This window comes from Lentzea flaviverrucosa (assembly GCF_003350445.1).
Lineage (GTDB): Bacteria > Actinomycetota > Actinomycetes > Mycobacteriales > Pseudonocardiaceae > Lentzea > Lentzea californiensis.
Genome location: NZ_QQAU01000001.1, coordinates 1,257,627 through 1,272,236, shown reverse-complemented (window position 1 = coordinate 1,272,236; position 14,610 = coordinate 1,257,627). Strand labels below are relative to the sequence as shown.

Genomic DNA, 14,610 nt, shown 5'->3' with positions numbered 1-14,610 from the left:
CCCGAGTGGACTGACGTGGAAGGGGCAACTCAGCTCACTTGCCGAGTGCGGTGAGGAACGCGCCGTTGGACGCTGGGGTGCCGATGCCGGTGACGTTGTCCCAGCCGGTCGCCGAGACGAGCGTCTGCGGCTTGTCGTCGACGTTGACCAGGTAGGAGTTCGCCTGGGTCGGGACGTCGACGTTGCGCCACTGGATCATGTACGGGGCCCAGATCCCGGCCTTGACGGGCGTGACGTCGGTGATCGCCGCGTTGCCTTTGAGCTTGTAGATCGCCGGGTTCAGGAACCCGAACCGGGCCACGCCCTGCGTCTGCTGAGCGTTCGCGACCAGCGCCGCCATCACCGGTGAGGCCAATGACGTGCCGCCGCTGGGGTAGAGCTCGTACACGCCGTCCGGGCGGGTGTGACCGATGCCCATGCCTGTCAGCGCGTCAGCGATCGCCGAGATGTCCGGCATCGCGCGTCGTCCCTGGCTGATCGAGGTGGGCACCACGTTCTTCTGGTAGTCCGGCGCCGGGTACCGCATCGACACGCCGCCGCCAGCGCCGCCGGCGAAGCGGCCGTCGCTGTCCTGCTGAGCGGCCCACTGGTTGCCGTTCTGGGTGAAGCCGGAGTGCTGCCACCCGGCCGTGAACTTCAGCTTGTTGTCGCCGCCGAGCGCGACCGTGGTGCCGCCCACGGCGGTGACCCACGGGTGGATCGCCGGCCAGCTGGCTTCCGGGCGGCCGTTGATGCGCGAGTTGTCGCCCTGGTCGCCGCTGCAGAACAGCACGGCCTGGCCCTGGATCGCGGCCTGCAACGCGATCGCGTCGACCTGCTCACGGTCAGATGCCGGGATGTCGGCCTCGTACTCGAACAGCCACGAGTTCGTCACCACGGACGCGGTGTTGTCGGCGACGGCCTGGTTCAGGCCGGAGTACAGCTCGAAGCACGACTGCGCGCCGTAGTACGTGATCTTCGCTGCGGGTGAGAACGCCCGGATCGCCTGCACGTCCAGGGCTTGCTCGGCGTGCCACGACTCGACGCCGCCACACTCGTTCTCGCTGTCGAACGTCGGCGCGACCTTCGCGGTGTACTGCCCGGCCGTCAGCGCCGGCCAGCCGTAGGTGCGGCCTGCCCGGTCCGTGTCGGACACCAGGGACGGCAGGTTGTAGGCGCCGGTGATCGCGATGTGCTGACCGGCGCCCGTGTTGGCCGCGGTCAGGCCGTAGATCGCCCTGATCTGGCTGGCGTTGTAGCCGCAGATGTCGTTGCTCTGCTGCCCGGCGGGATGCATCTGCGGCACGGCGGTGTTGTTCACCGCGCCCCAATGCGGTGCGCACTCCTGACCAGGAGCCGCCGCGGTCAGCGGACGGCCAGGCCGTCCCGGGACCGCGCGCATCGAGACCTGGTTCGGCGTGACGGTCTTCGCGTTGTCGTCGATTCCCACGACCGCGGTCACCACGCCGGCGAGCTCACGCGGCAGGGTCAGCGCCCTCTCCGGCGCCACGAGAATGTGCTCACGCCCGTCCTTGGCCTTGCGCTTGTAGGACGACAACGACGTGCCGAACGCCGCTTCGAGCTGACCATTGCTCGCCTCGACCGAGATGAAGTGCCGGTTCGAGGTAACGTCCTTGACGGCCAAACCCTTGCTGCGCAGCCAGGTGCTGACCTTGTCCACAGTGGCCTGCGCCGGGCCGAACCGCTCGACGAACTGCCCCGGCGACAGGTACTTGCCGTGCTGGGCGGAACCCGGCGTCGATACCGCCTTCGCTAGCGCTTCCGCACCGCGCTTGTCGCGCAGTTGCAAGGCGATCTGCACCCGCCGTCGCTGCCCGGCATCGGCCTGACCGACCTTCGCTTCAGGCTTGGCCCAGCCAGGAGTCGCGTCGATGAGGGGCGCGGCGTCGATGACCTGCGCCGACGCCGACGGAATCGCCAGGCTCGTCAGCAACGCGACGGCCCCCACTACACCCACCACACGGGATGGTCGTACTGACATCTGCAAAGCCCCCGAATTCATAGCGTCCTCCGGACCTGCCGGAGATTTGCGGCGAGTTACCCGCAGTCTAAGAAGAGTGAGAAACGAAAAGCCACGTCATGAGTTGTGTTCTCGTGCCGTGATTCCTCGTGTGAGCGGTAAGGCCGCTCCGCGGCGGAGGAGCGCGCTCATGCACTGCTCCGACCTGCGCTGATGTCCCGCATCTTCACCCTGCGACGAGCCTTCAGGGAAAGTCAAGGGGTTCCATCGGATTTATTGAAGAAATTGATTCGACGTGTTTTTGAGTGCCTCGACCGGCCTGAGATCCACGGATTTCAGGCTGAGGTATCTATCGAGAGGTAAGCGAATCGCGCTAATCCGACACGAAGGTGTCCTCCTCGTCGACCTCGCCGGTTGGTGCACTCAAGCGCGCCGGCGGCCTGCGTAGTGCGACGCAACGCCCGCGTGGCCGTAGCGAGCGGGTGGCGTGCACGACACCCGCCGCCAGAATCACGGAGTTCGGCTCGCGCATGCGCGGCATGAGGCCGGTCAGCAGGTCGTGGGCGTGGTCTGGCTCGAAGTCGCTGCCCAGCAGCCATACCTCTTGCGACAGGTAGCCGCAGCGTCGTGACGCGTAGATCTCGCCGGTGCGGGGGATGAACGCGACCCGCCATGGACCGGCGCGGTCCAGCGGCTGGCTGTACGGACCGTCGTCGTCGCCGTCGCGGCGCCACTGCTCGCCGTAGACCACGCCGGCGATGCGCGAACCGCCCCAGCCGGCTTCCAGGCGACGCGAGTCCGCGGCGACGAAGCTGTCCTCCGGGCCGAACACGACCACGCTCGGAGGCACGTTGGGCGAATGCTGCCAGCCGTCTGCGGATTCACGCAGCAAGCCTGACGGGGCATCGAGACGGATGACGAACTCTCGTAGCACGTCCCGCATCGCGACGGCGTCGTCCAGGAGGTCCCGCAGCTTCGACTGTGCCGTGATGACACCGGCCAGATCTGCCTTCGTCCTGCGGCGACGCAGCCAGGCGGACAACCCCCGGTCGGTCTTCGCGTCGGCAACGAGGCTGCGGGCATCCGCCAGCGCGTGCTCGGCCTGGTTGGTCCGCCTCGTCAGGGTGGCCACCGTCGCGCGCAGCTTGCCTTCCAGCTCGATCAGGTCCTCAGCCGGATCGGCAGTGGTGCCCTGTTCCAGGTGGGCGACGAGCTCGTCAGGGACCGGATCTGCTCGCATGCCCAGCACGACCGCCAGGCCGCCGCTGCTGTGTACCCAGCGCGGCTGATGATGTGTCGGCAATGTCGTCCTCCCCCAAGGCTTTGAGACGTCGGCCGCCGCGCCGCCGCTCGTCGACCGGCGAGCGGGCGATTGCGGCACGGCGGCCAACGTCTCGTCCATCGGCCGGTCGTGGTGTACCGGCCGGTGGCCAAGCAGCGGCCCCTCCCAGGTCCGCTGCTTGGCCGCCTCGCCGACGTCGGTGACTCGACGGCGAGGTTTTGGTGCGCCGTGGGCTGTGAGCAAGGCCGTGATGTGACTCTCCGCGGCCGCTGAACGCGCGAATCCTGCGCTTGGCAGCGTCATCTGCTCGCTCATCTAACTCACCCCCAGGTGCTCGTCAGAACGGTGCGGAGACCCGATACCAGTGAGGTGGCATTCGCCGCTTCTCCAGCAAGTGCCTGACATCTCACATATTCCCACCGGCCACTCGGCCGGACGCTCCGCAACCCGTCGGGACAAACACTATTGGAATCATCTAGATTGTCAATGCGTAGTAAGGAAGGTAGTTTTCGGACTTTTTCCCTTAGTGAAAAGAATGTCTACGGGAAACCCCGTAGACGAGCGTTAGAAAACCCGTAGACGCGGCCCTTACAGCGCCCTGATCTGGGCGTGACAGCGCTGGGTGGCGACTCGGGCGGTGCGCTGAATCAGAGTGCCGACCGGGCTTTCGACGCCCGGATATCCATCTGTGTCCATCCGTGTGGCCGCGCAGGTGTGATCATGCGGCTAGTGCGCGATGCGTGACCTGTGTAGACGTCTACGGGTTCCGGAGACGGAGCTGCGGGGTGAGTGGTACTACGCGCAAGAAAGAGGAATTCATCCGGAACGCTCATTTGGTTCCAGTAGATGAAGCTGTGTGCGGCGAGCCAGGTGCGACATTGGGCATGCGAATCCCGGCGCGGTGCGCACGATTCATCCGGTTACGCACGCGGTGCTGATGCAAGGGCGCGTGCAACGAGGTGGCCGCCGCACCTGAGTGCGACGGCCACCGTGTGGACCAGCGGCGCCGGTCAGGCCGACGCGCGACGAGGTTCGAGAAACCAGGCGATGAGCTGGCTCTTGCTGGGCAAGTCGAGCTTGCGCTTGGCGTTGCGGACGTGGACCTCGACGGTGCGATCGGAGATGTCGAGCTCGTCGCCGATCTCGGCGTACCGCTTGCCCTGGGCGATGTGCTCGACGACCTGGCGCTCCTTCGGCGTCAACAGCTCTTCCCCGACCCGCATCCGGTGCATGTCGCACACCGGCGTCAAGGCCAGGGTGAGTCCGTCCTCGACCGTGAGGGATTCCCCGTCGCCGATGGCCTGCTCGAACCGATCCTCGCCGAGAACGTGGCAGCCGTGCTTGCGGATCTGGCTGTCCACTCGCATGAACGGCTGCATGTTCCGCACGCGTGTAGTGGAGTCCTGCTGGACGCTGTTCACCACACCCAGGACCCGCCCCGCGAGTTCGTGATCACCGAGCTTTCCTGCGCCGACCGCGATCAACCAGGTGCTCCAGGTCAGTCCCCAGGTGTCACCGATCTGGCGCTGAATCCGCAGCGCCGTCTGAGCAAGGGTGATGGCTCGGTGCACGCTGCCGTGGACGAACTCGACCAGGCCGCGCGTCCACGTGGCCCAGGAGATCGACCATTGCGCGTCGGAGTCTTTCACCGAGGCCATCAACCGATCGCATAAGGGCACTGCCTGCTCACGCGTGCCCATGAACGCGACCGCCATCGCCCTGAACAAGGCCCCCATGAACGTATCGCCGGCGTTGCCGCCGCGCTGGAAGGCCTGCTCAGCGCGCTCGAGCGCCGGCAGTGCCTCGCGCGCAAGGGCCGGATCGCGTTCACAGAGGAAGATCGACGTCGCAGACGCGTAGAGCAGCGGGTTGATGGCGTCCTGCAGTCCGAGCGCGGCCGCGTCCCGTTCCGCGCGGTCGAGCAGTGGCTTGGCCAGGTCGTGTTGCCCCTGCAGCAGCGCGATCCACGTGAGCATCGAGGTGGCCCCGATGAGCTCGGGGCTTGGCGGCCCAGCGTTGGCCTGCAGGGCGAGCGTGAGCATCCGCCGGGCGTCGTTCATCTGACCGGCGAAGATGTGGCATCGCGTCCGGGTGAGGTTGATCGCCAGTTCGAGTCCTCGCAGCCGCTGCTGCGGGTGCGCGAGAAAGTGTCGCTGAGCGGCGCGCAGGTTCGGCAGTTCGGTCAGCAGGCGGTGCATCCACTCGACTTCGCCGTCGAGCCACAACTCCGCGCCCCGCCGTGCGAGGTCGCTGAAGAAGTCAGCGTGGTCCTGGCGCGCCCGCGTCGGCGACGCATCCTCGGCCACGGCGAGCAGTTCATGTCCGAACTGCCGGATCACATGCAGCATCTGGTAGCGGGTGACGCCGTCCTGGTGGGTGACCCGCAGCAGCGACTTGCGCACCAACTGGGACAGCAGCGGCTGCACCTGCGCACGGCTGATCTCCTGCCCGGCGCACACCGCTTGCGCGGACGTCAGGTCGAAGCCGCCCTCGAACACGGTCATCAACATCCACATGCGCTGCTCGTCACGGCTGAGCAGCTTCTGTGACAACTCCAGCATCGTGCGCAGCGTGCGGTGACGTGCCTCCTCCGCGGGGCCGTCGACGAGAAGTTCGAGAAGGTCCGGGTGCTCGACGATCGAACGCAGGCTCATAACGTCGAGTTGGCTCGCGGCGAGCTCGATCGCGAGCGGAAGACCGTCGAGCATCCGGCACAGCCGGTTGGCCACGGGAAAGTCCGCATCGGTGATCTCGACACCGACGGACCGCGCCCGGACGATCAGCAGCCGGAGCGCCTCGTGCACCGTGGTGAGCGCCTCCGGATCGGCGGACTCCTCCGTGCCGGTGCACAGCGGCGGAACCTGCAGCAGATGTTCGCCTTCCACACCGAGTCGGATCTGGCTCGTCGCCAGCACCCGCAGACCTGGGGCCGCACGCAGCAGTCGGCGCAGCAGCTGCGGGACCGGCCCGCTGCCAGGACGGTTGCCCACGAGGTGTTCGCAGTTGTCGAGCAGCAGCAGCGTCCGGCGTGACCGCAGGTGCTCGGTGACTAGCTTCTCGGCGGGTACAGCCGAGTTTTCATGAAGGCCGAACGCCTGCGCGATCACGGAGGCGAGCCGGTCCTCGCTGTCGAGGAGTTCGGCCAGATGTACACGGCCGCATTCGAACGCATCGTCGCCGTCCGTCGCCGCGTGGACGAGGCGCTCGGCAACGCGTGTCTTGCCCACGCCACCCGGCCCCACGAAGGTGAGCACTCGGGCGGACCGGAAGGCTTGGCCGGCTTCCTCAAGGAATTTCCCGCGCCCGATGAGGCTTGTCAACTCACCTGGCACCAAGGACTCGTCCATTGGGACGGCCCGGCGCGGTGCAGGAACGGCGTAGCTCCCGAAGAGGTCTTCTCCGGGCAATGGCCGTTCGATGGTCATCATTCTCTTCCCCCAGACACGTGCTGTGCCGCGCCGTGCCGATTCGAGCGCAGGTAGTGCTGGCCGTGGTAACGGTCCAGCCCTCTGGCGGGGATCGTGCTGACACTCGTGTCGGCGGGCCGGTCGGTTCCAGAACCGATGCCCATGGAACGGTCGCGAGTTACATGTTTGTTCTGCTGTCAAAGGGGACGACGCCTCGTGACGCGCCACGTGTGAGAATCGGCTCGCCTCCCCGCAAACCGGCCTCAGCCGTCGTCGTGGCTTCCGCAGCCGAATTTCTCTGTGAAACCACCCTTCGTAGCCGAGTACCTACTCTGGAGTATTCAGCGCCTTGCCGCAACCGTAGAACTACTGAATTAGCTACGGGACTTCAAATGAAGTCCGCGCTTGCCTGGGACGGGTGGTCCGATCCGTAGTACGTAGGGCATTCAGTAGGGCTACTGAATTGCCCTACTGAAGACAGCGCAGGCCCGGTACAGGCACGATGGGGGAGCCCGGCGCACGCACGCGTGTTCTCACCGGGCAACTGGGGAAAGACTTCACAGCGAGACAGGAGCAGCGGGGGAATGTCGACAGTGGACACGAGCGCCCTTGTCACTAACCAACCGGGCTATGGGAATCATGTCGCGGAGCGGACACTGGCCGCTGCCGGGAAGGTGCACCTGGCGCAGGTACCACGGGGCATCAAGATTTGGGTGGTCACCGACGGCGTGGACGAGGCGAAAGAACTGCTCGCCGATCCCCGACTCAGCAAGAGCTCGCCACTGCTGCAAAGCGTGATTCGCGAGCAACTGGCCGAGACCGGCCAGGAAGCCGATGAGGTGCAGCTGTCCGGAATGTTCGGGCCGTCCATGATGTACTCCGACGGCGAGGATCACGCTCGATTGCGGCGCCTGGTCTCCAAGAGCTTCACACCCAAGCAGGTGGACCGGTTGCAGCCGCTCGTCGACAGGTTGACCGGCGAACTTCTGGCCGGCCTGCCTACCGGGGTGCCACTCGACCTGGTCAGCGAGTTCACCTACAAGCTCCCGATCACCGTTATTTGCGAGGTCCTCGGGCTGCCGGTCGAGGATCGTGAGCAGGTCCACGGATGGACCTCGGCGCTGGTGCTCGACGACCCGGAGCGCACAATGCCGGCGTCACGTGCCATGGAGGCCTACCTTGGGCGGCAGATCGCCAGGGTACGACACACGCCCGATGACGGCCTGATCTGCTCGCTGGTCCACGCCAGCGTCGACGGTGACATGCTCACCGCCGACGAGCTCATGGCGCAACTGTTCCTGCTGGTGGTCGGCGGGCACGAAACGACGTCCGGCCTGATCGCCAACACCATGTACGCGCTGCTGGTGCAGCCGGACAGGTGGCGCCGCCTGGTGGAAGATCCGGCACTCGCCCGGGCCGCAGTGGACGAGACGCTGAGGTTCGACGCCCCGACGAGGAACACCACGCACCGGGTCACTGTCGAACCCATGAGGATCGGCGACACCGTCGTGCCGAAAAACGCGATCGTCATGGTGTCCCTGAGCGCCGCTGGCCGCGATCCTGGCAGCACCGCCGACCGTCCTGACGAGTTCGACCTGCACCGAGCCGACCGCCGACACCTCGCGTTCGGCTACGGGCCCCACAACTGCCTGGGCAGGAACCTGGCTCTTCTGCAGGCTGTCGCCGCCGTGACCGAGATGGCCGCCCGGTTCCCGAACGCGCGGCTGCTCGACACCTCACCGCCGCGGATGGAGGCCTCGATCGTCGGTGGCATCGCCAAGCTGCAGGTGCTGTTGCAATAGCAGCGCTCGCAGGTGTGGGTGCGGCGCGGTCTCAGCGGTGCCTGTACTCCTCGACCCAGCTGGTCAGGCCGACTCGGGAGCCCCGGGGGAGTTCGGCGAGGCGATACGCGGTGAGCACGTGGCTTTCGACCGTCCGCCGGGCAACACCCAGTTGAACGGCGATCTGCCGGTTCGTCATGCCTTGCGCCACCATCTGCGCGACCACCCATGGCTTCTCGGTCCAACCGGGTGGCGCCGCGTCGTGCGACGTGGCTGAGTTCGGCTGCGTCGCACGTCCGGGAAACTTCCGCTCCAGCGCGAGGGCGACAGCCTCGTCCATGTTGCGCACCATCTCGCCGTTGCAGAGCGCCTGGTCGAACTCTTGTCTGGGCAGGCGTTTCTTCAGCCGCGCGATGGTCTCGTTGCGGAAGCGGGTGTGGGGAACGTGCGTGCTGATGCTGATGCCCGTGAGCCGCTCCAGTTCGTACGAGGCGCCGATGAGACTCGCGGCGAAGAGCGCGTCGTCATGGGTCAGGTCGGGATCTTGACCCAACGCCCAGCCCAGCACGGGAACCCCGAACGCGGGACCCCAGCTGTCGTCCATCTCTCGCTGCTGGCGCAGGCTTTCGATCACCGTCTCGGTGCCGAGCGCCAGGTCGCCGCACCGGATCTGTGCGATACCGACGGCCCACACCGCCCAACTGGTCGCCCAGGGGGCGCCGGCCGTCGTGCATTCGGCCAGGAAGCCCTGGGTGAGCCGCAACGCTTCCTCTCGCCCGGCCGGGCTGTCCTCGTCGTCCAGCAGCAACGCGGCGCTGAGGGCAACCAGCATGGACGCCATGTTCCGGTCCCCGGCGAACGCCTCGCCGAGGGCGTCGAACTCCGCCACCGCCTGCCAGAAGACAGGGATCACCACATCTGTGGTGGCGTCGTTGAAGTGCAGGTAGCAGCCACGCATGAAGGTCAGGGATGGCATGGGCGCGTCGATCTTCTCGGCGATCTCTGCGGCCGCGTCGATCGCCGCGGCGATCTCGCGAGGATCGGCGCCCATACATCGCGCGACGAACGCGTCCATCACGATCGCGCCCACGTACAGCGGGGAGATCCGCTTCTCCGCTGGCACGGCGCTGATCGCGTCCCTCAACCAGATCCGGGCCTCGTCGAGCTTGCCGCTGAAGAAGAAGAACCGGCACCGGCTGAGACTGACCGCGATGATGAGCGCGAACTCGGCGGTCGCCGGCGACTTCATCGCGGTGTCCATCACCGACCTGAGGTTCGCGAGATCGGCGTCCAGGAGCCGCATGATCGCGACCTCGTCCGGGCTCACCCATCCCTCGGCCGCACTCACCGCCATGCCCAGGAAGTAGTCGCGGTACCGCTCCTGCAGCACACCTTCGTCCCCGGACTCCCGCAGCCTCTCGGCGGCGAACTGCTGCATCGGGGTGAGCAGCTCGTAGCGATCGTCCTTGTGGGAACGGATGATCGCCGACTTGTGCACCAAGTCGGTCAGCACCACGCTGATCTCCTCGACCGGCAGCCGCTCATCGGCGCAGACAGCCTCCGCCGCGTGGAGCGTGAACCCGCCCGCGAACACGGAGACCCGCTGCCACAGCAGCTGGCCCTGCGGACTGTAGAGGTCGTACCCCCACTTGATCATCAGGTCGTTGGACTGATGGTAGCGGAGCCCAGATCGGTTGCGGCTCAGGTACTTCGTGCTCGTCGGCAGCCGCGCCACCAGCTCACGTACGGACATCAATTCCAGCGGAGGCACGGCCAGCTCGATCGTCATGGGAATCCCTGCGGTCCAGCGCAGCAGGGCCAGCACGTCGCGCCAGTTGTCCTCTGTGATCTGGAAGCTCGGTGCTTTGCTCGCCGCCCGGTCGAGGAGCAACTGCATGGCCTCGGATTTCCTCGCGGTCTCCAGGTCGTTGCTCGTCGGCAGTTCCAGTGGGGTGACCCGCCGTGTCCTCTCGCCTGGGATGTCCAGCGGTTCACGTGAGGTGGCCAGCACGTGCAAGGAGGGAGCGCCCTCCAGCAGGTCGGCGATGATCGGCGCGACGTCGTCGACGAGGTGCTCGCAGTTGTCCACGATCAGCAGCAGCTCGCCCTGGTCGATCAGCACGTCGATCAGCGCGTCGATCGAGTTGGGGATGGACTGATCCCGCCCGATCACCAGCCTGGCCAGTTCCGGGATCAGCAGGTCCTTCTTGTTCAGCGTCCTCAGCTCGACGAGCCGTACGTCGGTGAACAGGTCCTGGTTTCGCCTCGCCAGCTCTAGCGCCAACGTGGTCTTGCCAGCGCCGCCCACGCCGGTCAGCGTCAGCTGACGGGTCTGAGTGAGCACGACCGCGAGGTCCGCTAGGAGAGATTCGCGGCCGATGAATGTCGACACCGGAGCTGGCAGCCGCTGTTGCGCCCCGACGTCCCCCCGCTTACCAGGCATTATTCCAACTTACGACACCAACGTCTGGCGTGCTGGACGTTTGGCCGAGTCGCCTGCCCGACTGGCGGCCGATCCCATCCCGCCGGCACCGATGTCCGCCAGGCGAGATCAAAACCCTGATCAGCGTGCTGTGATCCGGCGTCACTAGTCATTGGTAGACCAGGATCTGCCGCTGGCAGTGCCATTCGAGCGCGGTCATGAGCACGTGGATTTCGTTGGCGCCCGGCGCGCCGCAGGGCGGCGACGGACGGGGAGGGGCCGAGGTGGTCCATCCGCGTCCAGTGCTGGTAGATGATCGGCGGTCGCGTAGTGGGCTGTGGCAGCAAGCAGGCCGCCGTTCGCAGGAGCAGTAGCCGCGTAAACCCGGTGCGTGATCTCGCATCCCTGCGAAACCATGTACTCCTTCTGTTGCAACAGCGGTACGACACAAGGAGGCTTCTTCGGTGACCGACATGCGAGTGACCGACGCCCTGCACCTGGCGTACGCCGCCCTGCGCACCGGATGGCGGGACACCCTTCAAGATCGGCGTAGTGGCGAGAACGCACCCGGTTTCGAGCGGGTGATCGGTGCTGAGGATGCTCCCATCACGGACAAGGAGTTGCTCCTCCAGGGCGCCGAACTCATGGCGGTGGACGCGAGCAAGAGCGTCCTGCATCACCTGCGCTCCCTCACGAAGATGTATCGCGCGGACGGCGGACCCGGCGCCGAACTCGACCAGGACGAGTGGCCGGGGACGGGCGCTTACTCCGTGGCTCGTGCGGTGTTGGAGGGCACTGCCATGGTCGCGTGGCTGATGGCCCCTGACATCGATCTGGACGAGCGGGTGCTTCGCGCCAGCCTTGTTGGCCTGTGGTCCGCCAAGGAGGACCGCCGTCCTCCGTCCGCCGACCCGGACGTGTGGACGGAGGAGGACTGGAAGAAGGCGGTGACGAGTTGCGGCCTGGAGGTCAAGGAGGCCGGGTACAAGCTCGGTGTGAAGGTGGACGGCAAGGTGCGGACCTTCGGTCAGTCCAGCGTGATCAGAGAGACGCTGGGGCAGTCCGGAAGCGCTCTGTACGCAGAGTGGAGCGGCGTCGCGCACCACGCTGCATGGGCGGTCGGCAACTTGTCGGCCTACCAGATCGCCGAGGACGGCCGCGGTTTCCGCAGCCACACGAAGCGGGGCTACAAGAGGCACCTCGGTATGGCAGCCGAGGTGGCGGAAGTGCTTGTGCAGGCCGGTGAAGCCATGGCCGGGTACTGGGCGCGGGACTGCGACGACCTCTCGGCTGTCTGTTTGGAGATGGCGGCACGCATGCGCGACTGCGCGTCCCAACTCCCCGACGACTGAACACGCTTCACGCCGTGCTGAGTGCATCCACGTGGGGTGGAAATAGTTAGAGGCTGGCGGGCGTCCGGTCCTGACTGAAGATCGGCATGGATGTCACCGCGGTGCTGGAGGCGTTGACCGCACTCGTCGGGCTAGCTGTTGTGCTCGTCAGCTGGCCCGACGGAGGCGCGACGATGAGTAGCTGGACGGCAACGGCCCGCCGGTGATCCGGCGGGCCGTTGCCGTCCTACGTCGCAAAGGCTGTGCCGTCACGCCTCTGAGCTGAGTGACATCCAATTAGGTGGCGGTATCGAACATGTGCCCGAATGGCGTCCCCCCATTTGGTATACGGCCTGGTCAAGTGACTCTAACCAAGTTCGTCCTGGGGCGAACTATCATCCAACTTACAACGAATTAGCGGCCAGAATCGAACGCATGTTCGACTGCGCGGTTGTGGTCCCAATCGGGTGACCCTAGACTCTGACGTGCGTGGATGGTCGTCTGCCGATGGAAACATGGGCACCCGCCGAGGGCGGCAAAGGCGGCTGACGCGCATCACAAGGCCGCGACCCACGGGTACGCGGCCTTCGTGCTGTCACGCCACGGGTGCATCTTCAGGCCGTACGACGTCAGCGGCGCGTTCCTACGTCGGTACAGCCGAGGCGCCAGCTCGGTGAGATACCGGGTCTCGGTGTTGCCGAAGGAGTCGACGTTGAAGGCCGCCGCCGTCGCGGATGCCACAGCGTCCGCGAGCTGGAGCTGTTCGAGCGTTCCGGGCTGGTCGAGCCTGCCGCCGTGAGGGTCGAGGTACGCCCAGTCGATCTGGCACCCGTGCGACGTTCGCAGCCGTGCCTCGTACTCGCGCAGCGTCGCGAGCTTGAAGCGCACGACGTGTGCCAGCGTGTAGTCCAGGACGCGGCCCTGGGCGCGCGCGAACCACGACAGCCGTTCGAGCAGGTAGCGGAGGGTGTAGCAGTACAGGAGGTCGTCGTTCATGTCGTCGCCGCCGTCGAGGTGGCGCTTCGCCACGACGACGCTGGAGGCCGTCAGCCACCGCTGCGCGCCCAGGGTCTTGGCGAGGTGCAGGCGCTGGGAGTGGGCCTTGATCTGGTTCCAGTGCAGAGCATCTTCAGGCCGCCGACCGAGGGCGGTCCGGAGCTGGTCGAGGATCCCCGCTGACGTGGGCAGGTCCTCGTCCCCGATGATCACGGCAGACATGACGAAGTGGTCGCTCGAAGCCTTGGACTTCGAGCGTTGACCGGACTCGTCGATGAATGCGTGCAGCGTAGGTCGTGAGCTTGCCATCCTGCGTCCTTTTGCCTTGTGGCGCAGGCTGGCCTCGACGTCCGGCACGCGCTCTAGGAGGACGAATCTAGACGATCGAGATGAGCCGTGTCACCTCGGATCGTCAGCTAGCCCGAGTGAATCCACTTTGATCACGTTGAGTTATCACCCGAAAGGGGTGGATCGCACTTGGTTGCGGGTTCTTGCAGGTGAGATGCGGTACGCGTCTCATGTGTGCCGCTGCCCGTAGTCCGGGACGACATCATCGCACTGTTGCACTTATAACTGTCGGAGTTGCTGTCACAGGCTGTCGTTCTAGCCGACTAATCCAGAGTCTTAATCCCGCATCTAGTGTCTTTAACGCACATCAACGCTCTTTAACGCGCATTAACGCACTTGTAGTCCCCCGGATTAGTTTCGAACTTAGATCTCTTCACGGAAACTTCTACGACGCGTTCGGTCGCGCACATGCCTTCTACCTGCGGTTCTGTGCGCAGCTGGTCGCTGGGGACGGCCTAGCCGCCAAGCTGGACCGTCGCGACGTCGTCCCACTCGTACGCCTGGTGATCCCGATTGAGGTCGATCAGCGATACCGACGAGACCGTCACCTCGGCCGTGGTGCCGCGGTGCGCGGCCAACGCGTCGCGCACCGGCTCGGCGGGACCGGCCGCGTTCGAGTACCCGAGTGACACGTGTGCCCGGAACCCGTCCTGTCGTTCCGGGATGTTCTCCACGCCCCACACGTCGCCGATCGCGGCCCGGATCGCGAGGCGCAGCTCGGCCACCGGCTCCAGTGGCCGGCCGGGCATCTGGATTGTCTCGGGATCCACGTGAGCAGGACCGATGGTGAGCGTGAACGGCTTCAACGCCGCGCACCTCGTACGCGCGGCCTCCACGATCCGGTCCACGTCGTCGCGGTCGATCTCGTCGGTAAAGCCGAGGCCCTGAAGCGTCAGGTGCAGCCACTTCACCGGCACGGGGTCGAGCTGGGGGAGCTGCGCGAGCACCGGCGCGTAGTGCTCGACCAGCACGTGCGCCTGCGGCTGGTCGGCGAACGTGATGTGCCAGGTATAGAAGGAGCGGCCGACCTCCCAGCCTGGACGCCACCACCAGTGGTTCCTCATGGGCTCCAGCTCGGTCACG

At 66.1% G+C, this 14,610-nt stretch carries 8 protein-coding genes; 2 read left to right on the top strand and 6 right to left on the bottom strand.

Translation table 11 applies throughout. The annotated features are described in order from the left end of the window. Nucleotides 1–34 precede the first annotated feature (34 nt). The 3 genes from DFR72_RS05695 to DFR72_RS05685 all read right to left on the bottom strand — a co-directional run bounded on the left by DFR72_RS05695 (nucleotide 35) and on the right by DFR72_RS05685 (nucleotide 6,496). On the bottom strand, nucleotides 35–1,957 hold the full coding sequence (locus DFR72_RS05695; RefSeq protein ID WP_245982536.1) for a S53 family peptidase: 1,923 nt from the start codon (nucleotides 1,955–1,957) through the stop codon (nucleotides 35–37). 376 nt (nucleotides 1,958–2,333) lie between these two features. Then, nucleotides 2,334–3,557: a hypothetical protein gene (locus DFR72_RS05690; RefSeq protein ID WP_143086626.1), complete on the bottom strand. Its 1,224-nt coding sequence runs from the start codon at nucleotides 3,555–3,557 to the stop codon at nucleotides 2,334–2,336. A gap of 695 nt (nucleotides 3,558–4,252) precedes the next feature. After that, nucleotides 4,253–6,496 carry a LuxR C-terminal-related transcriptional regulator gene (locus DFR72_RS05685; protein ID WP_170176133.1) on the bottom strand — a complete coding sequence of 748 codons (2,244 nt, stop codon included), beginning with the start codon at nucleotides 6,494–6,496 and terminating at the stop codon, nucleotides 4,253–4,255. Between the two features lie 737 nt (nucleotides 6,497–7,233). Between DFR72_RS05685 and DFR72_RS05680 the strand changes: the two genes are divergently transcribed. Beyond that, nucleotides 7,234–8,451, top strand: a complete 1,218-nt coding sequence (locus tag DFR72_RS05680) for a cytochrome P450 (protein ID WP_090063704.1) — start codon at nucleotides 7,234–7,236, stop codon at nucleotides 8,449–8,451. A 31-nt stretch (nucleotides 8,452–8,482) separates the two neighbouring features. On the opposite strand, the gene DFR72_RS05675 is transcribed toward DFR72_RS05680, so the two are convergent. Further along, the gene (locus tag DFR72_RS05675; RefSeq protein WP_143086628.1) at nucleotides 8,483–10,774 is read right to left on the bottom strand and encodes an ATP-binding protein; all 2,292 of its coding nucleotides are present in this window, start codon (nucleotides 10,772–10,774) and stop codon (nucleotides 8,483–8,485) included. Nucleotides 10,775–11,331: 557 nt separating this feature from the next. Between DFR72_RS05675 and DFR72_RS05670 the strand changes: the two genes are divergently transcribed. Further along, entirely contained in the window at nucleotides 11,332–12,204 is an 873-nt protein-coding gene (locus DFR72_RS05670) for a hypothetical protein (protein WP_143086629.1), read from the top strand. A 534-nt stretch (nucleotides 12,205–12,738) separates the two neighbouring features. Here DFR72_RS05670 and DFR72_RS05665 read toward each other — a convergent pair. Both DFR72_RS05665 and DFR72_RS05660 read right to left on the bottom strand, forming a co-directional pair. Further along, nucleotides 12,739–13,488 carry a DUF3800 domain-containing protein gene (locus DFR72_RS05665; protein WP_090063707.1) on the bottom strand — a complete coding sequence of 250 codons (750 nt, stop codon included), beginning with the start codon at nucleotides 13,486–13,488 and terminating at the stop codon, nucleotides 12,739–12,741. 494 nt (nucleotides 13,489–13,982) lie between these two features. Then, nucleotides 13,983–14,609, bottom strand: a complete 627-nt coding sequence (locus DFR72_RS05660; RefSeq protein ID WP_211335317.1) for a 2'-5' RNA ligase family protein — start codon at nucleotides 14,607–14,609, stop codon at nucleotides 13,983–13,985. Nucleotide 14,610 lies beyond the last annotated feature (1 nt).